The 24,492-nt window shown below is 41.3% G+C and carries 19 protein-coding genes; 2 read left to right on the top strand and 17 right to left on the bottom strand.

Going from position 1 to position 24,492, the window contains the following annotated elements; translation table 11 throughout:
- Nucleotides 1-336: 336 nt before the first annotated feature.
- A complete protein-coding gene (locus M0221_RS12415) occupies nt 337-1,788 on the top strand; it encodes an alpha/beta hydrolase (RefSeq protein WP_483283955.1) in 1,452 nt (483 codons plus the stop codon).
- A gap of 32 nt (nt 1,789-1,820) precedes the next feature.
- Here the strand turns inward: M0221_RS12415 and M0221_RS12420 are convergent, their stop codons facing one another.
- The 9 genes from M0221_RS12420 to fmt form a co-directional block, all read right to left on the bottom strand.
- Nucleotides 1,821-2,969, bottom strand: a complete 1,149-nt coding sequence (locus tag M0221_RS12420; RefSeq protein WP_483283956.1) for a metallophosphoesterase — start codon at nt 2,967-2,969, stop codon at nt 1,821-1,823.
- 80 nt (nt 2,970-3,049) lie between these two features.
- A complete protein-coding gene (locus M0221_RS12425) occupies nt 3,050-3,994 on the bottom strand; it encodes a metallophosphoesterase (protein ID WP_483283957.1) in 945 nt (314 codons plus the stop codon).
- 335 nt (nt 3,995-4,329) lie between these two features.
- A complete protein-coding gene (locus M0221_RS12430; RefSeq protein WP_483283958.1) occupies nt 4,330-5,292 on the bottom strand; it encodes a TIGR01777 family oxidoreductase in 963 nt (320 codons plus the stop codon).
- Between the two features lie 143 nt (nt 5,293-5,435).
- Nucleotides 5,436-6,080: an L-threonylcarbamoyladenylate synthase gene (locus M0221_RS12435; RefSeq protein ID WP_483283959.1), complete on the bottom strand. Its 645-nt coding sequence runs from the start codon at nt 6,078-6,080 to the stop codon at nt 5,436-5,438.
- 98 nt (nt 6,081-6,178) lie between these two features.
- Nucleotides 6,179-7,402: a DNA-processing protein DprA gene (gene dprA / locus M0221_RS12440; RefSeq protein ID WP_483283960.1), complete on the bottom strand. Its 1,224-nt coding sequence runs from the start codon at nt 7,400-7,402 to the stop codon at nt 6,179-6,181.
- Between the two features lie 54 nt (nt 7,403-7,456).
- On the bottom strand, nt 7,457-8,554 hold the full coding sequence (locus M0221_RS12445; protein ID WP_226939318.1) for a LysM peptidoglycan-binding domain-containing protein: 1,098 nt from the start codon (nt 8,552-8,554) through the stop codon (nt 7,457-7,459).
- A 336-nt stretch (nt 8,555-8,890) separates the two neighbouring features.
- Complete coding sequence (gene thrC / locus M0221_RS12450) at nt 8,891-10,312, bottom strand: threonine synthase (RefSeq protein ID WP_483283961.1); 1,422 nt, start codon at nt 10,310-10,312, stop codon at nt 8,891-8,893.
- Nucleotides 10,313-10,353: 41 nt separating this feature from the next.
- The gene (locus tag M0221_RS12455; protein WP_483283962.1) at nt 10,354-11,928 is read right to left on the bottom strand and encodes a transcription antitermination factor NusB; all 1,575 of its coding nucleotides are present in this window, start codon (nt 11,926-11,928) and stop codon (nt 10,354-10,356) included.
- Nucleotides 11,929-11,998: 70 nt separating this feature from the next.
- Nucleotides 11,999-13,090, bottom strand: coding sequence for a methionyl-tRNA formyltransferase (gene fmt, locus M0221_RS12460; protein ID WP_483283963.1), 1,092 nt, complete (start codon nt 13,088-13,090; stop codon nt 11,999-12,001).
- A gap of 279 nt (nt 13,091-13,369) precedes the next feature.
- Between fmt and M0221_RS12465 the strand changes: the two genes are divergently transcribed.
- Complete coding sequence (locus M0221_RS12465) at nt 13,370-16,300, top strand: response regulator (protein WP_483283964.1); 2,931 nt, start codon at nt 13,370-13,372, stop codon at nt 16,298-16,300.
- Between the two features lie 137 nt (nt 16,301-16,437).
- Here M0221_RS12465 and M0221_RS12470 read toward each other — a convergent pair whose 3' ends face one another.
- The 8 genes from M0221_RS12470 to rpmH form a co-directional block, all read right to left on the bottom strand.
- Nucleotides 16,438-17,109: a riboflavin synthase gene (locus M0221_RS12470; RefSeq protein WP_133104027.1), complete on the bottom strand. Its 672-nt coding sequence runs from the start codon at nt 17,107-17,109 to the stop codon at nt 16,438-16,440.
- Between the two features lie 371 nt (nt 17,110-17,480).
- Nucleotides 17,481-18,536, bottom strand: coding sequence for a bifunctional diaminohydroxyphosphoribosylaminopyrimidine deaminase/5-amino-6-(5-phosphoribosylamino)uracil reductase RibD (ribD, locus tag M0221_RS12475; protein ID WP_483283965.1), 1,056 nt, complete (start codon nt 18,534-18,536; stop codon nt 17,481-17,483).
- A 99-nt stretch (nt 18,537-18,635) separates the two neighbouring features.
- On the bottom strand, nt 18,636-19,094 hold the full coding sequence (nrdR, locus tag M0221_RS12480) for a transcriptional regulator NrdR (RefSeq protein ID WP_020444555.1): 459 nt from the start codon (nt 19,092-19,094) through the stop codon (nt 18,636-18,638).
- A gap of 93 nt (nt 19,095-19,187) precedes the next feature.
- Nucleotides 19,188-20,624, bottom strand: a complete 1,437-nt coding sequence (gene mnmE / locus M0221_RS12485; protein WP_483284791.1) for a tRNA uridine-5-carboxymethylaminomethyl(34) synthesis GTPase MnmE — start codon at nt 20,622-20,624, stop codon at nt 19,188-19,190.
- 245 nt (nt 20,625-20,869) lie between these two features.
- The gene (gene yidC / locus M0221_RS12490; RefSeq protein WP_011514771.1) at nt 20,870-22,564 is read right to left on the bottom strand and encodes a membrane protein insertase YidC; all 1,695 of its coding nucleotides are present in this window, start codon (nt 22,562-22,564) and stop codon (nt 20,870-20,872) included.
- 202 nt (nt 22,565-22,766) lie between these two features.
- Complete coding sequence (gene yidD, locus M0221_RS12495; RefSeq protein WP_483283966.1) at nt 22,767-23,141, bottom strand: membrane protein insertion efficiency factor YidD; 375 nt, start codon at nt 23,139-23,141, stop codon at nt 22,767-22,769.
- 1 nt (nt 23,142) lies between these two features.
- On the bottom strand, nt 23,143-23,514 hold the full coding sequence (gene rnpA, locus M0221_RS12500) for a ribonuclease P protein component (RefSeq protein ID WP_483283967.1): 372 nt from the start codon (nt 23,512-23,514) through the stop codon (nt 23,143-23,145).
- Nucleotides 23,515-23,700: 186 nt separating this feature from the next.
- Nucleotides 23,701-23,835: a 50S ribosomal protein L34 gene (gene rpmH / locus M0221_RS12505; RefSeq protein ID WP_007394757.1), complete on the bottom strand. Its 135-nt coding sequence runs from the start codon at nt 23,833-23,835 to the stop codon at nt 23,701-23,703.
- Between the last annotated feature and the right edge of the window lie 657 nt (nt 23,836-24,492).

The following is a 24,492-nucleotide window of genomic DNA, read 5'->3' on the forward strand; positions in this document are numbered from 1 at the left end:
CAAGGAATTTTTCTCACCAATAAAAAACACTATGCAAATAAAGAAAAAACAGCCGGATATCTATCAATTTTGCATACACATTGCTGATCTTTATTAACCATAAATATGTAGTTAAGCCAACAAAAGGTACAAAAAGTCGTCATTTATTCCCAATCCTTTACGCTTTGTACCCAAACTATTACCAAAGAATACCCAACTTAATTTTTGATTATTTTATGATTGCTATAATCAAAATTGACTGCATAACAGTCATTACACATTTGCCAAATGTTAGCAAAATACTAACAGTGAGTACTTATCATTAATAAGCACTCACCATGATTTATAAGAGGTGTTATGTCTAATTCAACAGTACTATCAGTCAACACCTTACTCAATAAAGCGGTGAAGACCCTAAATCTTATGTCATTTGGACAAGATAAGAACTCCAAAAACCCTGATATCAATGTATCAGCTGAAATAATAGATATAGAAGAGAGTGCTTTGCAAGATAGTCGCGAGGATAAAGGCTTATCTATTAAAGAAAAGATACTCGAGCACCATCTGATGACCAACTATCAGCCACATCTACTGCACTATGCCATAAAAAGCTTTGGCTGCTTACCTACGCCGATTCTTGAGAGTTTGATAAAGTGTTTAGATGGACCTACTTCAAAGCAATATTTGCATGTTGATGCCCATCTGCGCTTAATACTTGCGGTCAATAGCAAGCTAAAAACGCCTTTGCAGCTGATAGAGATGTCTGAGCTGCGTAAACGCTTTGCAACAGATGCGGTCGCTATGCAAGCACCAAAAGTATGGCAACAAGCTTCTGACAACCTGCTTAGCAATTTGAAACAGTTTCATAAAAAAGGCGATAGCGCTATCAGTTGGCAAGATAGAACGATTGCCAATGCCGACGACGGTGATATGACCATTCGCTGCTATCAAAATGAGACCTCTGATAATGGTTTTGGCTTTAAAAAAGAGCAAACCAGTAATCCTGATGAGACCGTGCTATTGTTTTTTCATGGTGGTGGATTTTGTATTGGTGACCTTAATACCCATCATGAATTTTGTCATGCTATTTGTGAGCAGACGGGTTGGCCGGTCGTTAGTGTTGATTATCGCTTAGCACCTGAACACCCTGCCCCTGCTGCCGTAAGAGACTGTATCAGTGCCTATGCTTGGTTGGCTGAACATTGTGAAGAATTTGGTGCTTTGCCATCACGCATTGTATTAGCAGGTGATAGCGCAGGTGGTGGATTATCTACTTTGATGGCTCAGCAAATCATCACGCCAAATAAAGAGGCTTGGTTGGATCTAGGTGATGAAGGTCAAAAGACCTTTGATATATTACAAGGTTTACCACATCCTATGGCACAGATGCCCTTGTATCCTGTGACCGATATTGAGACCGATTATCCAAGCTGGGAACTATATGGTGAAGGTCTATTACTCGACCATGCTGACGTTGCCATTTTTGATGCCGCTTGTTTAGAAAATAGTCCGTTACCGCGTCAGCATATCCTGACTTCACCGATGCTTGGGGACAATCGACAGGTTTGTCCAAGTTATGTCGTTGCAGCAGAATTAGATGTCTTACGTGATGAAGCGTTTGCTTATGCCAATCAGCTAAAGAGTTTTGGTATAGCCGTACAAACCCATACGGTACTTGGCGCACCGCATGGATTTATTCACTTTATGAGCGTTCATCAAAGATTAGGGCAAGAAACTCAGCATATCATCACAGGGTTTGCTAATTTTGTGCGTGAAATCATAAAAACAAGGGCGCTATTGAGCGCTTAATTAGAATTTTAATATTTGAGTGCTTATTGATTTTAAATTTGAGTACCTATATTGGTCCCTATAAGATTGACTATCCAAATCTCTGATCGGGAGCCTAGTCGAAACGGTATCCCCCAAAATCCATAGCCCGAGGACACCACAAAATGTCCTTTGCCAATGGCTTCATAGCCATAACCTAAACGGTTAATCGCGCTGACGATAAAATTAGCAGGGAATATTTGACCGTTATGGGTATGTCCTGATACTTGCAAATCTATTGCTAGCTGACTGTGTTCGATGATAGCACTGGGTCTGTGATCTAAAAGAACCACGGGCTCAGCGCTATTGACTTGTGCGAGCAGCTCAGTCGTTGCGACACGCTGACGCTTGTGATTATCAAAGCGTCCCATAAGCCATACCACTTCTCCTTGATGGATGAAGTGTGTTGCTTCATCATTTAACAACTGCACGCCCGCCGCGCGTAAAGAGTTACTGATGGGCTGCTCATGACCATATAAATCATGATTACCCAACGTCGCATAGACACCATATGGCAAACTGGCGACAAGTTTTGCCAAGCTATCTTTCATATTATAAGTGTTAAATGCCTGTGTATTGTCATCCATGATATCGCCTGGCATCAATAAGATATCTGCTTGATACTTGCTTAGCATGGTATGCAGCCGCTCAATAGCTTTATTACCAAATAACCGACCTAAATGTAAATCACTAGCGACCGCGATACGCAATGGATTGTTTAAATTTTTATGAATATGAATCGACAGCTCACGCACAACGGGTATATAAGCGCTATATAAAGCATATGCAAACAGCCCTATAAAAAACAACAGCGCAAAAATGCGTAATCCAGCAGCAATTATCTCTGAATGGTCAAGCGTACTATCAAGTAAAGGAATTAAAAGCCAAGACCCTCCATACAATATACCAGTCGCTACCGCAGTCAGCATCATGAAATGCATCACCAACATCCAACCACTCATCCAGCGATAACTATTAGAAAATAGCTTGGTAACGCTTAGTAATAATAAAACATGAGTGATTAAAAACACCCCTATCCATACCGCAATCGATGTAGTTGTCGAATCTATCCAAGGCTGCAGCCACCACTGCAAGCTGAGCGCTGCACCCGTGCTAAAAAGCTCTAGCAGCACAATAATGGTGAGAATAAAGGCGTAACGCATGAGCAAATCCTTGAGTGGGGTTTAAGCACTGTGTTTTTATTCTGAGCTAAATTCATTTAATCACAATATATTGAAGCGCATTAGGTTGGTTGTAAAGTAATCAACCAAATCTCAGAGCGCGTCCCTAGCCTAAATGGCACCGCCCCCATACCATAGCCTGAAGTGACCAAAAACCGGCTACCATTTACTGCTTTAAAGCCATAAACCAAAGGCGTAAACCATTTTAGTAAAACGGTTAAAGGAAATATTTGACCGCCATGGGTATGCCCTGATAAATGTAAATCAACTGGCAAATCCTTTATTTCTGCTAAAGCCTCAGGACTATGCTCCAAAAACAGCACTGGTTTATCAGTTTGAATGTCACCCATCAAATCTGCTGCCGCAGGACGCTTAGGGTCTGTCGCATCTGAACGCCCAACCAGCAATACAGCATCATCCAACCATACGCTTTTATTATCAATCACCTGTATGCCGGCACGCTCAATCGTTTCGGCAATCGCAATCTCATTACCAGAGTAATCATGATTACCCAAAGTTGCATAGACACCAAGTGGCGCTCTTAATTTTGATAAATGCTCATGCATATTGGTTTTATCATAAGCATCAGTAGAGTCGTTCATGACGTCACCAGCGATAAGCACCACATCAGGATTTTGCCCATCTATTAGCGCAACCATTTTATCTATCTGCTGATTACCAAACCATCTACCCAAATGGGTATCAGAAACTAAGGCTATTCTCATCGGTTTGACTAAGTTTTTGTCCGTTTTTACCGTCAAATGATGAATGACTGGAGAGTAGGCATTAAACACTGCCAAGCTTATAATCCCCGTATAAACAGCGACTGCAAACGCGCGAATGGATACGTTATTGAGCTTCCGTTTAAAAACCTGAGTATAAATAATAGCGGTGACCAAACCAGCATACAACATAAAGCCTTGCAAAATACTGGCGGCCAGATAGACATGAAAGCGCTCTCGCCAAAACTCACTCAGCCCGTAGATAAGAAAAGTATTATTAATCACAAAAATACTGAGGACTAAACTTATACGACTAAAGCGAGATTTTGGTTTGATTAACCACCAAAATATCATACTCGTCATAAACACCAGTAGTTGCGTACCTATTATAAAAAGCCACATAACAAAATTTAACCAGCCAAAGACGCACGTATAGTACGTCAATATTCTTACCTGTTGAAGACAGAGTTTTTGTTTATTGAAACCTGACACTATTTATGTGCTTATCCCTTTATAAAAACCAAAAAAGCGGATTGTTTCACATGAAACAATCCGCTTTTTTAGTCTATGAAATAGCTATAGCGCTTACTATAGATTTATTATGCCAGATTTGATGAGTACTATTTTACTGCTTGTTGTTCCAAGGCTTCTTTAAACGTTTGATGTTTAAACTCAAACCCACCATCAAGCAAGGCTTTCGGCAGCACCTTCTGTCCATCAATAAGCAGGGTCGACATTTCACCAAATATCAGCTTAAGTAAAAACGCCGGCAAAGTAAAAAAGGTCGGACGATGTAGCCAAGCGCCCAATGTTTTGGTAAAAGTATGATTAGTGACAGGATTTGGCGCGGTTAGATTATAAATTTTCATGTCGTTATTGCTTGCTGGATGGAGCGTATTCTCATTAACCTGAAAAGCACTATCATCAAGCTGCTGCTCTATAATAAATGTTACTGCCGCTACCCAATCATCACGGCTGATCCAACTCATGATTTGTTGGCCATTACCTAACTGCCCACCAATACCCATTTTAAAAGGGGTTAAAAGCTTGCTAAGCATACCGCCTGTAGGATGGATGACCACACCCGTACGTACAAGCGTCACTGGCACACCAAACTCAGTTGCTTGTAACGCCAGTTGCTCCCAGTCATCGCATAACTGATGGGCAAAATCTGTCTGAAAACCACTGCTCTCGGTCAAGGGTTTAACGCCTTGATTGCCATACCAACCAATCGCGGAACCACTAACAAGCAATTTTGGCTTTACATGACTGCGGGCAACAAATGCCAGTATATCTTTTGTCGGCTTCATTCGACTGGCTAGCAATTGCTCTTTACGATCGTCACTCCAGCGCGCATCAGCAATACCTGCACCCGCTAGATTTAAAATCACATCAAAGTATGCATCTGACTTTGCAAGTTCATCATAGGTCATCATTGTGATATCACTAGGATGTGCTTGATTACTATCACGGGTCAACCAAGTAATCTGTAACTCTTTTCCCATCTCTTGATAGCGCTTCAAGAGCTCTTGGCTAAAAGTACTACCCAAAAATCCCGAACCACCACTGATTAGAATATTCATCACTTATTATCCTTATTATTGATTATATTCTCATCAGTGTGACAAAAAGCACACTATGAAAACAAGGGGACAAGTGTAGACGTTAGGGCTAAGTAATGAGAAGCAGAGATAGTTATACGAAATTTTGGCTATTAAATATTAAACTATCGAATAACTTGTCCTGTCAATGCATCGCCTATTTGGCTTGGCAATTGATAGCCTAGTGTTTCCCCTTTAAGATAACCAACGTACTCATTTGAGTTTACATTGTCACCTAAGAAATAACTCTGTGCTTCGATGAGTGACAGAGCAGGTGGCTTTCCTGATGGGTTGCAGCTTGTTGAGACGACAAAACCGTAAGGATTGCTAACTGACACCATTTGCGCACACAGTTGCTTGACCAATGGATGACCAATAACACGCACGGCAACACTATCATGAGTACCCGTAATCCACGATGGAATAGTAATCGGCAGATTTTTTGGAATAGGTAGTAGCCAAGTATGCGCTTGTTTAACAGTAGCGTCTTTCGAATCAGTTTGCCAGCTATCAAGCACCCTTTGACGTTGGTCAATACTCAAACCTTCTAGCAGAGCCGTAATGCGGCTGGGACTATCAGTGACCACAATCATCCCCTTCTCTATTGGGCGCTGCTTGATATCAAGTAGCCGCATGACTGCTTGCTTATTGAATGGGTCACAACCAATGCCCCACACACTTTCGGTTGGATAAGCAAGTAGCTGCCCCTTTTTAAGCCAAGTAGCCGCTTGAATAGTAGAGTCAGTAATAAGGGGTATAGATAAGGACATAAATAATGCCTTTAGAACAAAGAGAATGAAAAGAGATAGCGTGAATTTATTTTACAAAAAATGCAGTGCTGCAAGTATATTTAAAAATATTAGTATCATTAAATACGTAAATAGCGTCCACCTTGGATCGTCACTGCGCCCAATAGCTCTAGCTCCATCAACTGCCCAATCAATTGTGCGGGCACAAGCTCAGTCACAAGGATAAGTGCATCCAAATCTTGACCATGCCAGTCCAACTTTTCAAACAAGGTGGTTAGATGCTCAGGTACAGTAATACTAGGCGCTGGCTTCACTTCCTGAGGTTTTATTGTTTTTTTAATGGTAGCAGACTGCTTAAATACTGACTTATCAAGACTTTGTGCTTTTGAATTATGATCAAGTTGATGCTGCTGAGACTGGCTTGGCAATTGCACACTGATATCATCCAATACTTGCTGAGGATGATAAACCAAGGTCGCACCCTCACGTATTAGATGATGGCACCCTTCAGCATTACTATTGTCTATATGACTTGGAATTGCAAAAACTTGCTTGCCTTGCTCGGATGTGAGGCGCGCAGTAATAAGCGAGCCACTTTTAATGGTTGCCTCAGTGACGATGGTCGCAAGGCTCAACCCTGCAACCAAGCGGTTGCGACGTGGAAAAGTATGCTTATGTGGTAGCGTATGCGGTAATAGTTCACTGATGATGCAACCACCTTGCTCAATAATTTGGCTAAACAGATGATCGTGATGATTGGGATAATTAATATCAATACCCGTCCCCATAACGCCGACTGTGCGACCTTGGCACGCTGCATCGGTCTGTGCCAATGCGCCAAGATGGGCACGTTTATCCACACCAATGGCAAGTCCACTGGTAATGACGTAGCCTGCTTGTGCAAGATACTGTGCCATATCAAAGGTAATTTTTTGCGCGTGTGCCGTCGGCTTGCGACTGCCAACAATAGCGATTTGCGCCCAACGCAACAATTCACTATTACCTCGATAAAATAACAGCGGCGGCGGATCGTAGATTTCTAACAATTGAGCAGGATAATTAGGTTGGTCGGCAAATAATAGACCGTACTTCTCTTCTATCAATGCTTGTTGAATGGTATCGATGCTTGCGCGCGTTTTCTCTGGATGTTCATGACGAGTTAAATGGCTATGATGAATCCCTAATTGACGCCACGACTCTACGCCAGCTTGCCATGCAAGCTGCGCACTGCCATAGGTATGGATAAGTTTATGATAAGACGATAATGACGCGTTTAGCTCAAACCAAAGCGCCAGTATTGCACGCTGCTCATCTGATAAAGTAAAAGTGGCTACCGTCATCATCGTATGACTCTTATAGGCTTATTTAAGATCTGCTCGCTAAAACTTGAGGCAGGGTTATAAATAAGGAGGTGGCAACAGCTGATCACCAATGCTCAGTGGCAGCTCAGACTCAAGCACATAAGCATAACTGATATTGTCAAAACTATTGAACACCATCACCATACCGCTTGGCTCACTCGGCAAACGTACCGGTGTATCATTGTCCTTGATATCACGTATGACTGCGCCTTTTTGATAAACAGTCAACACATCACCCGGCTTCGCACCATGTATGCGACCCAAGTTAATTGCCACCACACTACCTTTGGCAGCTGAGCTTATAGAATCCATCACACGAACAATCATACCACCGCGATTAACGGTTGCAGGCGTCGGATAAAAGACTGGTGGGATAGCATTGTCTAATTCAACAAATACTCGATCGCCTTCACGAACTTCTTTACCGTAACTGTCGATAAGCTGCAAGCTCGTCACGCCATTGGTTGCCGTAGACGTAACCAATCCCGTTGCCACTTGTGTGACTTCTAAACCAATGACTTTTTGCGTTTTTGGCTCGATATACATCTCGCCTTCACGGTAGATACCATAACGTTGACCTACAAGCAGTGGCACGCCTTTGGCATAAACCTTGTCACCACTAGCCGTAATTAAATTGCCTTTTTTAGAGGCTAGAATATAAGGCGTGGTATTAAAATCTTGCGGATTGACAATCAGTGTCTTATCAAGCCAATGCTGAATGGCAGACCAAGGAATCGGTGGAATGCTATTGACAGCAGAGGTAACAGCGACTGTCGTAGTCACCACATTGCCTGTTAACTGTTTTTCAATCCCTGCACAACCCTCGCCCGTATCAACGCCGATCAGAGTTTTACCTTGTATGACGCATAAAATCAAAACGTCATTAGGATAAATAAGATGAGGGTTTTTGATTTGCTTATTGGTCGCCCAAATCTCTTTCCAGCGCCATGGACTATCCAGATAACGTCCTGAGATATCCCACAAAGTATCGCCTTTTTTGACAATATAGCGATTGGGCGCATCCGCTTTAATGGTCGGCGGCGGATTATTAGCGTGGGCGGTGCTCATCAGCATTGCACCACTAAAGGTTGTCACCAATAGCGCTTTTACGATATTTTTTAAGCTCATCTTCATGGTTATATCCACAATATGTAACGCTGTTAGCGCCATAATCAAGGCTACTTAAGTTGGCTTATTTTACCTTTATTTAAAAATAACAATAAAGAATTAAGGAAAAATAAAGACTTATAGCACCTTATCATAACGTCTATAGAGCAGCTATTCAGTGTTAGTGACTGATATGAGTGACAGGTATGATTGCTAAAAAAGCGTCTGGTAAACCGATGACCTACTGACGCGTTTTCTAATATTACAATTATATCTACCATAACACAATGATAAACACTTTTTTACAATAGCGTAACCTTAGACTGGATATTCATCTTAACAATTAACTAAAAATAAAATCGACTAGGCAGGATTTGGCGTGACCTGTTGACGGATTTGCTCAGCAACCAACTCAGCCTCATTATCAAGCACCACCACATGTTGCGGTAAGCTCTCTAAACCTTCGGTATGGGCTGGACGAGCAATATCTATTTGACCTATTGCTTCAACAATCGTATCGGCAAACTTAACCGGTAGTGCTGTTTCGGCACAAACAATCACTTCACCTTCGCGCTGTAACTCTTTAGCAACTTTGATACCATCAGCGGTGTGCGGATCAACCAACTCTCCATGCTGCTCATAAAGCGCTTTAATGGTTTGTAAACGGTCATTGTGGGTCGACTTACCTGCTGCAAAACCGTAGCGAGTGTTGACCGCCTCCATCAAATCAGGCAAATCAAAACCTTGACCAGATTTCACACCTTCAAATAATTCATGGACGCGGGCGCTGTCTTTATCTAATAACAAATAAACAAAACGCTCAAAGTTAGAAGCTTTAGAGATATCCATTGAAGGACTTGAAGTAATATAGGTTTTGGCAGTCGGACGTGGCTGATAAGCACCTTGATTAAAGAAGTCGTTCAGTACATCGTTCTCATTAGTCGCGACGATTAGACGATTAACTGGCAGCCCCATTTCACGTGCAATATGACCAGCACAAATATTACCAAAGTTGCCTGATGGCACACTAAAACTAACCTTTTCGTCGTTACTTGAAGTCACGGCAAAGTAAGCTTTAAAGTAATAAACAATCTGCGCTAAGATACGACCCCAGTTAATCGAGTTAACTGTGCCTAAGTTATAAGCCGCTTTGAAATCAGCATCTTGTTGTAGCGCTTTGACAATATCTTGGCAATCATCGAACATGCCGTCGATGGCAATATTATGGATGTTTTTATCAGTCAGGCTATACATTTGTGCGCGCTGAAATTCGCTCATTTTGCCGTGCGGTGACAGCATAAAGACTTCGATATTCTCTTTGCCGCGTAGCGCATATTCTGCTGCACTGCCTGTATCGCCACTGGTTGCACCGATAATGGTGATGCGCGCGTCTTTCTTCTTCAGTACATATTCAAAGGCATTGCCTAAGAACTGCATAGCAACATCTTTAAATGCCAATGTCGGACCGTTCGACAAGCCTAAAATGTATAAATCATCTTCAAGCTTGCGGACAGGAACAATCTCATCAGAGCCAAATATATCAGCGGTGTAAGTGCGCTCAATAATATCCTGCAGATCAGCCGCAGGAATATCGGTCGCAAAGCGCTGCATAATCGCCATCGCAAGCTGTGGATAGCTCAGCGCACGCCACTCAGTAAGCGTGGCACTATCAATATTCGGATAATGCTCAGGCAACATCAAACCACCGTCTGGCGCAAGACCCATTAATAGCACATCACTAAAATCCATCGGCGCTGTCTGACCACGGGTACTGATATATTTCATTAGATTGTCCTGTCTACAATGAGATGATTAATTAAAACAGTTTATTCAGCAGTTTTTTGCAGCAAGGCATAATAAAAACCATCACCGCTCTTGCTATCAATTGGCAAACACTGGCGACCAATCGCTTGTTCGATACCCCAGTTGCAATCGTCGCTAAATTCAACAGCTACTACATTATTATAATGAGTCATGAAATCCTGCATTTGCTCGACGTTCTCTTGCTTTAGAATAGAGCAAGTAACGTATAACAGATAACCACCAACTTTAAGTTGTGCCCATAGATTATGCAAGATATCGGCTTGCAAAAGTGCTGTTTGCTCGACGTCTTCTTCAGTACGCAAGATACTGATATCAGGATGACGACGAATCACGCCAGTCGCCGTACAAGGTGAATCTAGCAATATAGCGTCAAATACGAGCTTGCTCTTTTTCTTACCAGCCCCTTGCCATGTCGTCGCGTCAGCACAGACAATATTGAGCTCAATATTTTTCTCAGCTTGCTGTAAGTCGTGCTGACTTAAATTCAAGCGCTGTAAATTATCGTAAATACGCTCGATACGCGGCGCTTCATTATCTATCGCAGTTAGCTTCACTTTCGAAACTAGAGAAACAAATTCATCGTTTTGTTTCACGTGAAACAAAGGCGATTGCTCATCTGAGCTGATTAATTCTAACCAATGAGCAAGCTTACCACCCGGCGCTGCACAGGCATCTAAAATGCGGATCTCGTTGTTGCTCGTATCCATATCGCCGTCTGCATCATCGTTTTTAACACTCAGCTTATTGAGTAGAGCGCTATGGATAAGCGGTGCTGCAAGCTGAGCATGCATATCTTGTACACTAGCCGCCCCGTGGGCAAATTGTGGTAAGGCATTGACTGCAGTGCTTTGATGTAGTCTAAGACCTTTGGTTAATATACTATTAGAAGTGGCTGTATCCGATGAGTTGTCGAGTTGTAAGCCACTTGTTAGCTCAACTAAGTCCGCTTCAACTTCAAACTCCACCAATGCTTGCTGGTAATCTTCTACCGAGGTAACCGCTGTATTCACTCGCAAAAACATTGGCGCAGGTTGACGTAGACCCTGCATCAAATCGTCATACTGCTCACTCCAATCTTGCTTAAGCTGATAGGCAAGCCAATTGGGTAAGCTGTGCTTTTTATCACACTTTTTACGGAATTTACTTGGGTTCTTAGCAACCTTACGCAAGATGGCATTGATTAAACCCGTCGCATGCGCAAATTCGATTTCTTTTGCTGCTTCAACCGTTTCATGAATTGCCGCATGGTCAGCCACTTGCAAATAGAGCAGCTGCGTCAAACCTACTTGAATCGTCGTACGTACTTCTTTTTCATCAATCGAGTTATCAGCTAGACTATCGAGTAGGCGCTCAAGGGCGTACCATTGGCGCAACGTCGTTAGCAATAACGCATGAGCAAAACCTTTATCCCCATCATGCAGACTATTTAGTAACGGATCAAGGACGCTTGCAAGCGACTGACCGTTTTGAATCGCCAGCAAAGTGCGAATCACGCGGACGCGGACGCTACCATTCATGATAAGGTTGCTTGATGGTTTGAGCTTGTTGTTTCTTGGTGCAGTGCTGGTTTGTCTCATTAAATTGAATTTCCTTGACGTCTAATAGTTAGCGTCTTGTGCGATTTGGATTAGGTATATCTAAATGGAGTTATTTCGTTTCTTTACTAAACTGGACGCCATCATTAAGCTGATTGCTATGGCAGATTTGTTCGGCGCTCACAGGTTTGCTACCTGCAAACTGTAGCTGAGTGATCGCTAAAGTACTGGCTTGCGGTTTTTCGCTATTTACATCAGTATCAATATTATTATCTTTACCACAAGCGACTAAAATTGCCTTGCGCCCCACACTAATAACTGTACCTGCTTGTTTATCGGTTGGTTGCGATGCATTCACAGGCAAGCTGGCTAAAATTTTGACACGCTGACCTGCCAAAAAAGTATAAGCACCAGGCCAAGGAGTTAAGCCACGAATTTGTCGTTCAATCACAGTGGCAGACTGCGTCCAATCAATTTCACCCTCAGTTTTGACTAACTTTTCAGCATAATTGGCTTGACTGTCATCTTGTACTATAGCCTGAGCTTGATAATGTGGTAAATCTTGTAGCACAGTAATAATAGCGGTCGCACCAAGCTCAGCCATTTTATCATGTAGGCTGGCAGCCGTATCATCAGACTCAATACTAGCACTGACTTTATAAAGCATGTCTCCAGTATCAAGCCCTTTATCCATCTGCATAATAGTAATGCCAGTCTCGCTATCACCAGCCAATAATGCGCGGTGAATAGGCGCTGCACCACGCCAGCGTGGTAATAATGAGGCGTGGATGTTTAAGCAACCATAAGTCGGCGTATTCAAGACACCAATAGGAAGAATCAACCCATAAGCAGCAACAATCATTACATCAGGTTGATAATCTTGCAAAGTTTGCCTTGCTATTACCCCTTCTACACTTGATTTTTTAAAGGTCTCTGGCTGCTCAACAGCGATATCATGTGCCAATGCTACTTGCTTGACCGCAGATGCCGCCAGCTTTTGTCCGCGGCCAGCTTTACGATCAGGCTGACTATAGACCGCCACAATACTGATATTCAATGCCTGTTGCTGCTTGATTAATGCCTCAAGACTCACAGCGGCAAACTCAGGCGTGCCAGCAAATACCACTCTTAACGGCTCTGTACACGTCGGTTTAAAGTTATCATTATTAAGAGATACATCAGGAGTACAAGCAAGTGTGGTCATAGTTTAGGCAATATTAATAAGTAATAAAGCTATTATAGGTGAGTTTGTGGCGTTGTGCCATGATTGTAATAGCCACAATCAAGCGCTACTAATGCGTCTGATTATCTTTATAATAGCAATAAGATTCAGTCTCATTTTTCACATTGTCATATACTAGCTAGCTATCAATATTGTTTATTGCTTTGTTGTAGGCTAATAATAAAGAATATAGCAGTAAAATCTAACCAAACCATTTTAAATTTACTGTGTATTATTATGCCGACTTAGGGTCATGCCTTTATGCCACAATTTCAGTCTCTGCAACGCCTGTTGGCTTTCTATACTTTGACATTACTCGCCATGTTGTCATTGTATTATTTCATCATGTTTCATGAGATGAAGAATGAGAGTAAGCAGCACAGTGTAGAGACGTTTCATACCCTGCAGTATCAGATTTCCGAGCTTAGCAATCCTATAAACCCCGCCGTCAAAAAGATAGTAGAGAAGCCTTTTTTGGCAGGAATCAGTTATCAGCTGATTTTTATGATGCCCTCCGGCCAAACTTTCATTTACCATCAAACTGAAGCTGATGAACCTGAATTTACGGGGATTATGTTTCCAAGCATTGAGACTTCGTTATTATCAAATAAGAATACTCATAGCACCTATACGTTATCCAACGAAAAACTAGTCGGAACCATCGAGCTTAAAAGTGGTCATAAATTTTATACCATTTTGCGTCATAAGCCGCTCAATATTAACTGGGTATCTTATCGCTATTGGTTGCCTTTAATGACCGCCATCATGTTTTTTACTTTGGCACTACTATATACCTTAAAACGCCGCGCCAATTGGGTACAGTTACTGCTTTATACCGACAACTTAAGCAGTCATGCAAAAGAGGCATATACACCACCACCGTTTGTCAGCAAAGAATCTACGCCTGAATTTTTGCAATTGGGTCATGCACTTAGTCGGATTAACTATCAATTGCATAACAATCATCGTCATATTACCACTCTAAAGCATCGCCTAGAGCGTTTGGTTGATCACGCCCCACTACCGATGCTGATGATTATGAGACAAGGTCAAATTAGCTTCTTTAATCAACGTTTTGAGCAAGTATTCTCTACTGCCTTTCAAAATGACAGCAATTATAAATTAACAGATTTTGTTTTTACTGAAGATGAATCTACCCAGCTACTGCTGCAACAACTAGAAAATCTTCGTGTTACGCGTACGTTTATGGTATATGGGCTGGCTAATAAAAAAGCTTATCAGCTACATATTACCCCGTGGTTTGGTGAGCATGGTCAGGTTCACGGTTTTACCGTATTACTGAATAATGTAAATGATTTGATAAGCCAAAACGAACAGCTGCAGCAACAAAATATAGAAATACAGCGACAACTTGATGAATTTAATGCACTCAAATCAACGATGGGTCATGACTTACGGCTGCCATTAGAGGCTATGATTGATACTTTAGAACCGATTGATACTAGCGTTTTGACTGTCAAAGAGCACCAGATTGTCAATACTCTGATTGAAACCAGTCATGCTATGCTTATTATGCTCAACGAGATGCTGGATATAGGGGAGATAGAAGTTCGAAAAACTCGTTTGAATATTGAAACTGTCGACATTTATAAAATAGGGCAACATGTCAGTCATTTAGTCACAAAAGATGCGAGACAACATGGGCTTGAATTACTATACTTTTTCACTCCTGATTGCCCTCGCCTCATCGATACCGACCATAAACGTCTGCAGACAATCTTACGTAACTTACTGGATAACGCTATTAGATATACCAGTTCAGGTTACGTTGTACTGACGATTGAAGCTATGAATACGGAACAACTATCTGCCAAAAATACCATTCTGGTTAATGATTTAGTGAACGGTGCAACTAATAAATTAGTGCCTGATAATACCAACAAAAAGACAAACCCAGCGCATGACTGGGTGCGCTTTAGTATCCAAGATAGTGGCATTGGCTTAGAGACAACCCAGAGAGATAAACTTCATAGTTATTTTAATCAAACAGCTCAACTAGAAAATACGCAATTAGACCAGTCGAGTTACTCGCAAAAAGCCAGTCAAATTCATACTCAAGTCAGTCAAGCAGATGTAGGACTGACAACGGCTCATAGTTTTGCTAAATTATTGGGTGGTTTTATAGATTTACATAGCACACCTGATATCGGAAGTACCTTTGATCTTTATCTGCCTTGCCAAAATCCAAACTATCAACCCATCTACCACCTCAATCAGCAGTTAACGCGATTGCATCTTATTGCCATCATCAATCAACCACTTGCCGCTGAACATCTAAAACGCCTATGTACCCATTTATCTATAACAGTCACTATTTTTACGTCTACTGATAGCGTGACCCTACAGCAGCTCAACGACGAACTGATGCAAAACCAGCGTACACTCGCTCCAATATTGCTCCTCGACTACGATTATTATGAAAGCATTACGCTTGCTTTATCTAATCAATCAAAGATGAAAGATGAAAAAAGCCTCCATGCCAATATGGTAGAGGAACAAATAAAAGAAGAAGATTTAGCAAATACGTTATCTAGCAATATTGACAAACAGCATACATTAAATCACTTATTGGCTAATGTATCGCTACCAAAGATATTACTCAGTATGAAGTCTGAGCGCCGTATCGCTTCTATACTACTGGATAGATGTGATGGATTTTTAACCAAGCCGCTAGATGTGAATTTACTGCTCTCTGAGCTACTGCGCTTAACACTTCCTACCAGACAGATACTCATACAAGCAGCAGATATTAAGTATAACGACAGCGTTGTAGTGTCAGCAGATAATAGATCTAATGAAATCATCTCACCTCTGATTTTAGTGGTAGAAGACAGTCCTACCAATCAAAAAATTGCCTGCAAAATGCTCGCCAAACTTGGTTATCGTAGTGTGGTGGCAGAAGACGGTCAGCAAGCATTAGATATACTGCAAGCGCAGCGTCAAGAGATTGATCTTATTCTGATGGATTGCCGGATGCCAGTGATGGATGGATTGCAAGCAACTCAGGCAATTAGAGCGCAAGGCGATGATATTCCTATCGTTGCACTTACAGCCAACAATACTGAAGAAGACCGCTCAGCGTGCTTAAAGGTAGGTATGGATGAGTTTTTAGCCAAACCTATTAATAAGGATAAACTACAAGACGTCTTAACAGCACTGATTAAACCCTAAAAAACACTACTAAAACTCATAAGGGATGTTAGTGATCACTTACACAAAACCATGCCAAAACAAGATAGCTTCTATACTTTTCACTTACTGCTAATATAAAATTCGCAGCAAGATAAGACTGTTGTATCAAATATGACTTACTTCATAAAGCCATTATCTGCTAAAAAAGCTTCAGTAATATTGCTTTGCGGGCTAATATTTGCATTGTCTTCCTGCGACTTATTTAATAAACGCTCCAAATACCTAGCCACAATATCTACCTCCACATTGACCTTCTCTCCTACCAACCAATGCTGTGCAATATTGGTCACTTGAGCTGTATGCGGAATGATATTGAGTGAAACAATATTATCACGCACTAAGTTAGTCGTGAGGCTAATACCATCAATGGTAATAGATCCTTTCGTCGCTGTATAATGCGCCAGCTCTTTTGGTATCTCAATTTCGATATATATAGAACGTGCATCCTTTTGCAACTTACTAACGACCCCTACTCCATCGACATGACCTGCGACAATATGCCCACCAAAACGTGTAGTCGGTAGCATTGCCTTCTCTAAGTTGACAATATGTCCCGGTTTCAAATCTTCTAGCGCTGTTCGCGCTATAGTTTCACGTGAAACATCAACGGAGTAATGATTACTACCAAAATCTACAACCGTCAGACAAATACCGTTAGAAGCTATAGAATCTCCAAGCTTCACATCGCTAAAATCTAAGCCATCAGACTCTATAGTCAAGCGAATGTCGCCGCCTGTAGGTTGCATCGACTTAACCTTTCCCACACTTTCTATAATTCCGGTAAACATATCAACCTCTTCTCATTATTTCATTGTCGTTATACATAGCTTTTCTCAGTAATAAATGTGCTATATGACATATATTTCGGGATAAACTGTGGATAAGTAATGGATAACACTTACCTGTAAGCTTAAAAGCCTTAGTTATTAACAAGTTATCCACAATTAATATTGTTTTCACTCAATATTTTTATATCTAATCACTATAATACAAGTAATTGATTTTACTACAATTTATTTATAAAATTAACATTCGGCCAAAAAAAAAGTTTCATGTGGAACAAAGTTATACACAGTTTCATGTGAAACTAATATTAGTAGTCATTATTTACTCCTAACAATTATATCTTGCCTTAAGAATGTGGATAGATAATTAACAATTAAATGGGTAATAAGGTCAATTTCAGATCAGAACCAAGCTGTTCATGACATTGAATATCAAAACGCAACTGCTGAGCTAGCGATAAGGGGTTAATTTTAACCATCGCTCGCGCTTTTTGCCCTAACAGACATGGCGCTTGATACACAATCAACTCATCTACCAATTGCTGTTGTAAGAAGCTACCAGCAACACTGGCACCTGCTTCTATCAATACGTCATAACACTGATACTCAGTGACTAATACCTTTAATAGTTCTCTTAAATTATCTTCACGCCAATACAGAGTATCTGGGCGACGACATAACTGATAGTCAGACTGTAGATCATGGTTTAAACGACCTCGCCTATCAAGTATCACCACTTTAGGATGTGGAACTTGTTCAGGCGCGATACCCAGTTGGCTAGAGCGTACGTTTAGTTGTGGATTATCGACAATAACCGTTTCGCTACCAGTAATGATAGCCCCACTTTGCGCACGCAGTTTTTGTACGTCTTCGCGCGCAGCTGGACCTGTAATCCACTTTGATTCACCTGTCGCCATCGCCGTACGACCATCAAGGCTGGTCGCAATCTTAAGCCTGACATAAGGCATTTGGGTACGCATGGCCTTTAGAAAGCCTTTATTTAACGCTTCTGCCTGCGCGGTAAGGATACCAACCGTCACCTCAATACCCGCTTGTTCTAACAATTTCACACCGCGACCTGTCACCTGTGGATTTGGATCTTGTCCAGCAACGACAACTCTTATAACGCCAGATTCTATCAGTGCTTTTGCACAAGGCGGCGTACGACCTGTATGACTACAAGGCTCTAAAGTGACATAAGCGGTAGCACCAACTGTTCTTATACCAGCATCTTTTAGAGCAAATACCTCAGCATGCGGCTGACCAGCTTTAGGATGGAAGCCTTGACCGACAACTTCCTCTGCTTGAACAATGACACACCCTACAGCAGGATTGGGTCGAGCGGTATACAAGCCAAGCTTTGCTTGCTCAATAGCAAGCATCATAAAATAGCGGTCTTTCGCATCTTGAGAATGGTCTAAATTTGACATAAAAAAGGGCTTAATAAATGATGAGATATTATTATAAATGGTTTCATGAAGTTGCATAAAATTATAGGCTTAAGAAAGCATCAAAACCTTAACTCAATGTTATTTATCATTAGGGCGTATATTGGCAATCTCTTGATGAAAAGCATCAATATCCTGAAAGTCACGGTAAACACTAGCAAAGCGCACATAAGCAACATCATCAAGCGTTTTAAGCTCACTCATAATGATTTCGCCAAGCACTTTACTGCTGACCTCACGTTCACCCATTTGCCGTACACGCTTTTCAATCCGGCTAATCATCCCTTCTTGCTCATCGATAGTGATAGGACGTTTTTGTAGTGGTAATAAAATTGAGCGTCGTAGTTTATCATTATCATAAGGTTCAATCTTACCGCTGGACTTGATAATACGAGGCATCACCACTTCGACCACTTCAAAGGTGGTAAAACGTTCTTGACAGCTATTACATGAACGGCGGCGGCGCACTTGCGCACCTTCAGCAGCAAGACGCGAGTCGATTACCTTTGTCTCTGACGCATTACAATAAGGGCAATGCATACGGCTTTCCTTGTCTTTATATGAAGCACTATTAAACGAGTCATAATCCCATCTTTACAGCTACATCATTCAAATTTATAACCGTAAATAAGATTATTTACCAATGCAAAAACTGCCAAAAATCTTGCCCAACAAATCATCTGCACTAAATTCCCCGGTAATCTCGCCCAGACTATGCTGAGCTTGACGCAAACTTTCAGCAACTAACTCACCCGCTTTAAAAACGGTTAGCTGCTCATGAGCTTCTGCTAAATATTCAGCCGTTCTTCTTAACGCATCTAGATGACGTGTTCGCGCGATTAAGCTATTTTCCGGTGGATGAAACCCTACTTTGGCACACAGAGTTTCGACTAAATCATCAATACCTGCGCCTGTTTCACATGAAACATTAACTTGCTCGTAACCGCGATTATGAATCTCTTGTTGCGAAATAGAGGTTATTTCTTTGCTGCTACTATTGTTTAATAAATCACTTTTATTAGCGATAATTAACAAGCGCTTGGCTTCTGGTAGCTCACCAAATAGCTGCTCAGCAAGCTGTAATGGGGTACTTTCTTCTTCAAGATCACGGGTTACATCATAAACCATTAACAGCATATCTGCCTGAGCAATCGCTGTACGCGCGCGCTCAATGCCGATACGCTCGACCGTGTCTTCTGTCTCGCGCAGGCCTGCCGTATCAGTCAAGTGTAGCGTCAAACCATTGAGGACAACGGTTTCTTGTAGTGTATCACGCGTTGTACCCGCCACATCAGTGACGATAGCACGCTCTTGCCCTGCCAAGCGATTGAGCAGGCTTGATTTACCAGCATTAGGTCTACCTGCCAACACCACATGAATACCATCACGTAATAATTGTCCTTGCTTAGCAGTCGCCAAGACCTGCTGGATTTTTTCTTGTGTCTGTTCAAGCTTATCTTGGATAACCCCATCAGATAAAAAATCAACGTCTTCTTCATCAGGAAAATCGATGGCTGCTTCAACATGAAGTCGCAGATGAATTAACTGCTCAAGTAGCTGATTAATCTTTTGTGAAAACTCGCCGCTGAGTGACCGAATAGCACTGCTAGCAGCGGCGGCGCTGGTAGCATCAATCGCATCTGCAATGGCTTCTGCCTGTACCAAATCCAACTTATCATTATCAAAGGCACGATAAGAGAACTCTCCAGCGCTGGCTTGTTTTGCCCCTAACTCAAACACACGTGCCAACAACTGATTTTGCAAAATCATGCCGCCATGACCTTGCAGTTCAATCACATCTTCGCCAGTAAACGAGTGCGGACCCTTAAAATACAGCACCAACCCTTCATCGATGACCGTACCATCTGCTTGATAAAATCGGCAGAAGCTCGCCATGCGTGGTTTAAATGCTGATTTTCCTGTCAGTGTACAAGCAATGCTATACGCATGTGTGCCAGACAGACGAATAACCCCGACCCCACCCCGTCCAAGCGGTGTAGCAATAGCGGCAATGGTAGGCAGACTCGAAAAACCGAGATTTTTTGATGACTCAGGGGCGGCTAACGCCAACTCTTGGGAATCCACAAGCACTCTCAATAACTAAAAACTCCATTATAGACGGCTTAACGCACACTGACAAAGCAATCTTTAAAGAGCGTAATCTCCTCATTGTAAGTCTTTTCCAATATCATCTAGCTTGGCTGCAGCGACTATGGCGTAGTCTTAAGTAGGTATTCATACCAGATATGACATTAAGGGCATAAAAAAACCACCGCCGTAGCGATGGTTTTTTAAACTTCTAAACTATTAAATGATTAATCCAGTACCTTAACCGTACGAAGCTTTTGCTCTTCTTCTACTTTTTTATTGACGATATATTGATGCGTCATACTAAATAAGTTATTCACAGTCCAATATAGTACTAGACCTGCTGGGAAGAACAGCATGAACGCGGTGAAAATAATAGGTAAGAACTTCATGACTTTCGCTTGCATCGGATCAGCTGGCTGTGGATTAAGCTGCTGCTGAATAAACATCGATGCACCCATTAATAGTGGCAAGATAAACCACGGGTCCATCGCTGATAAATCCTGAATCCATAAGATCCATGGTGCATGACGTAGTTCAACACTCTCAACCAGTACCCAATACAAGGCTAAGAAAATCGGCATCTGCATTAGAATCGGCAAACAACCCGCCATTGGATTGACTTTTTCTTCTTTATACATTGCCATCATTTCTTGCGACATTTTCATGCGATCGTCGCCATGCTCTTCTTTTAATGCAGCAAGGCGTGGTGCAATGGCACGCATTTTCGCCATTGAATAGTAGCTCTTGTTTGAAAACCACATCAATGCCAGCTTCACTAAGATAGTCAATAGAATAATTGACCAGCCCCAGTTACCGATGACTTTATGAATGCCATCCAAAATACCAAACAATATCTTTGATATTGGCCATAATAGACCATAATCGACCGTCTGATTTAACCCTACTGCTACATCCTTAAGCTCAGATTGTACCTTTGGACCTGCGTATAGCGTGGCATTTAAGGTTACTTGCTTGTTTGGTGCAACATTGACAGGCTGACTGTTAAAACCGATAAAGTAATCATCACCTGTTTCGCGGCTAAAGAATTTACCAGTAAAGTTTTCAGGCGTCCATGCTGACACAAAGTAATGCTGTACGATGCCAACCCAACCTTTATCACTGGTTGTGGTCAATTCACCATCATTAAACTTACCAAACTTCAGCTTATTATAGGGATCATCGGGTGTACCCCAAGCGCCGCCCAAATAGGTTGCCATACTAAGCGCACCTTTATCAGACATACCAGGATCTTTACTATCATCACGCTTTAGCTGCGCAAACATCTGACCTTGCCACGCCGCTGTAGAAGCATTTTGAATCTTATAGCTGATATCGATAGGATATTTATCGTGAGTAAAGGTAAAAGTCTTAGTGACTGTCACGCCATCTTTTTTATACGTAAGCGGCACTGATAAGGTTTGCTGGCCTTTTTCCATCACGTAATTGTTGGCGGTATGGCTGTATTTGGCACGACCTTCTGCAGTATCGATACCATTTTGACCAATCAGACCAGACTGAGCCACGTAAACGCGGTTACTGTTGTTTTCTAGCAATACAAAAGGCTTATCGCTATCAAGGGTCGCATCATACTGCTTTAGCGCAGCATAAACGATGTCACCGCCTTCTGGATTGATTTTGATGTCATAACGATCAGTAGTGACTGTGATTAGTCCTGCATCAGTAGCAGGTGTAGCAGTCACAGCGCTATCAACTGTACCGTTGTCGACAGGTAGCGTCTGTACTGGAATATCACCTGCTGCACCGCTAGTAGAAGGAATATCGGCTCCTACTGAAGCTGCAGTTTCTGGCACCGTGTCTACAGCTGGGGCATCTGCATAATCATCACGCCATGCCAAAATCAGCAGATAAGCGGTGATTAACATCGCAATGATGATCATCACCCGAAATATCTTTTGCATAAACCTTTCCTAGATTAAAAAATTAGGGCATGTGTTATGACCACCATACAGCATTGGCCCAGATGGTGAACGGTAATGTCAGCAGTCAATCACATAAAATGTTCATCATTTTACTAAAAAACGATTCTAAATGATACCAACAGTGTGGATAACTTGTGGGTAACTAGGTAGATATGCTGAAATGCCTAGTAAAGCTTAAGTCTTAGGTCAATTTCATCATATAATTTAGGCGAGTAACATAGCCATGATTATCTCGATAAACATAAAAACCATGAAACTGTCCATGAGCTACTAGATTACGAGACAAGTATTGATAACGATAAGAAGCCAAAGGTAGAGGTACAAAATCAACTCCATGTCCGCCTAATGGATGACAGCGACTAATGCGTTTTAATAATAGTAAACTCCCATTCCAAACACCATACCAAGCTAGAGCTTGCTTACCATAGTTTGAACAGGTTGGATAATATCGACAACGAGCAGGTAATATAGGACTTATTATTTTTTGATAAAAAGCTATAAAATTATATATTAACTTATATAAATATTTATTTATTATTTTTATAAATAAATTCATATTATTTTTTTTCTATTTTTTTAAAAATATTAATTACTTCCATTTTTATTTCTTTATTACTTAAGCCTTTAACAGAACTTTTAACAATAAAAACAATATCTTTATTTTCTAAACTAGAAGCTTTTATTCGAAACTGCTCACGTATCTGACGTTTGATTAGATTCCGCGCAACTGCCGTAGGGACTTTGCGTTTGGTGATCGCCATACCGACTCGTGGCTGCTCATGAGTGTTAGTACGCACAAACGCCATCAGATGGCTCTGATGTAGCTTACGCTCAGGCGCGTCAAAGACCTCACGAAAGGCTGCAGGCGTGAGTAAACGCTGCTCTTTAGTAAAGTGGGCATTAAGTGTCGTTGGAGGAGTATTAGACATAGTACAACCTAGTATAAGAGATGATAACGATAGCAGAAATAATAACAAAATATAGAGACAAAAAAAGCGCCGATGTGGGCGCTTTTAATATATGGCTAAGTGTCAGTTGTGATGATTGACTATCGCAATCTATAAATAATAGAAACACAACAAGCACTATGAGCCATGCTTATCGCAATCTACTGATTATACAGTAAGGCGATGACGTCCTTTAGCGCGGCGACGAGCTAAGACCTGACGGCCTTTTTTAGTTGCCATACGAGCACGGAAACCGTGAGTACGTTTACGCTTGATCACGCTTGGTTGGAATGTACGTTTCATAACTCACCTATCAAAATAATGGACTAAATTCGTAATAACGGAGGATTATATCATTGCATAGGATGTGGGTCAATAAACTATTCACTACGTTTTAAAGCAGTGTGATATCGCTCTTCGATTTTTTTACTTTTTGTAGAAAGCGGCTATATTTGAAAAACTCATCTAAGAAGTTAGTCATCCTCTGCGTACTTGATAAATTTACTACTGCAAATCTTATTATCTAGTTTGAAAACAATTTGTATTATTGCAGATGATTTTTAAAGTTATCCACAGTTTTGATCGATTCTTATAATAATTAATTGATTAATATATATAGATATTGTTGTTATTGGGATACTGTTTTTCTGTGGTTAAGTGTTGATTTTCCTTTATAATCAAAAATTTAAGCTATGGGTAACCCTGTGTATAACCTGTGGGTGAAATATGGATAACTTAATATTATTACTTATACACAAAAATATCCACAGGCTTATCCCCAGAAAACAAGGTTTTATCCACAGGTTATTTGTGGTAGATTACTCCCCTATAAGATATAAGATGTTAGTGTACTTTGGAATAGGTTGTTTAACGTAAGCCTCAACGCCTTTTTAGACCTAATTCGATCCATTCTTACAATAAAAAATGCTAATACTTTGAACTATAGGGCTACTGATATTC

The organism is Psychrobacter sp. ANT206 (assembly GCF_056880555.1).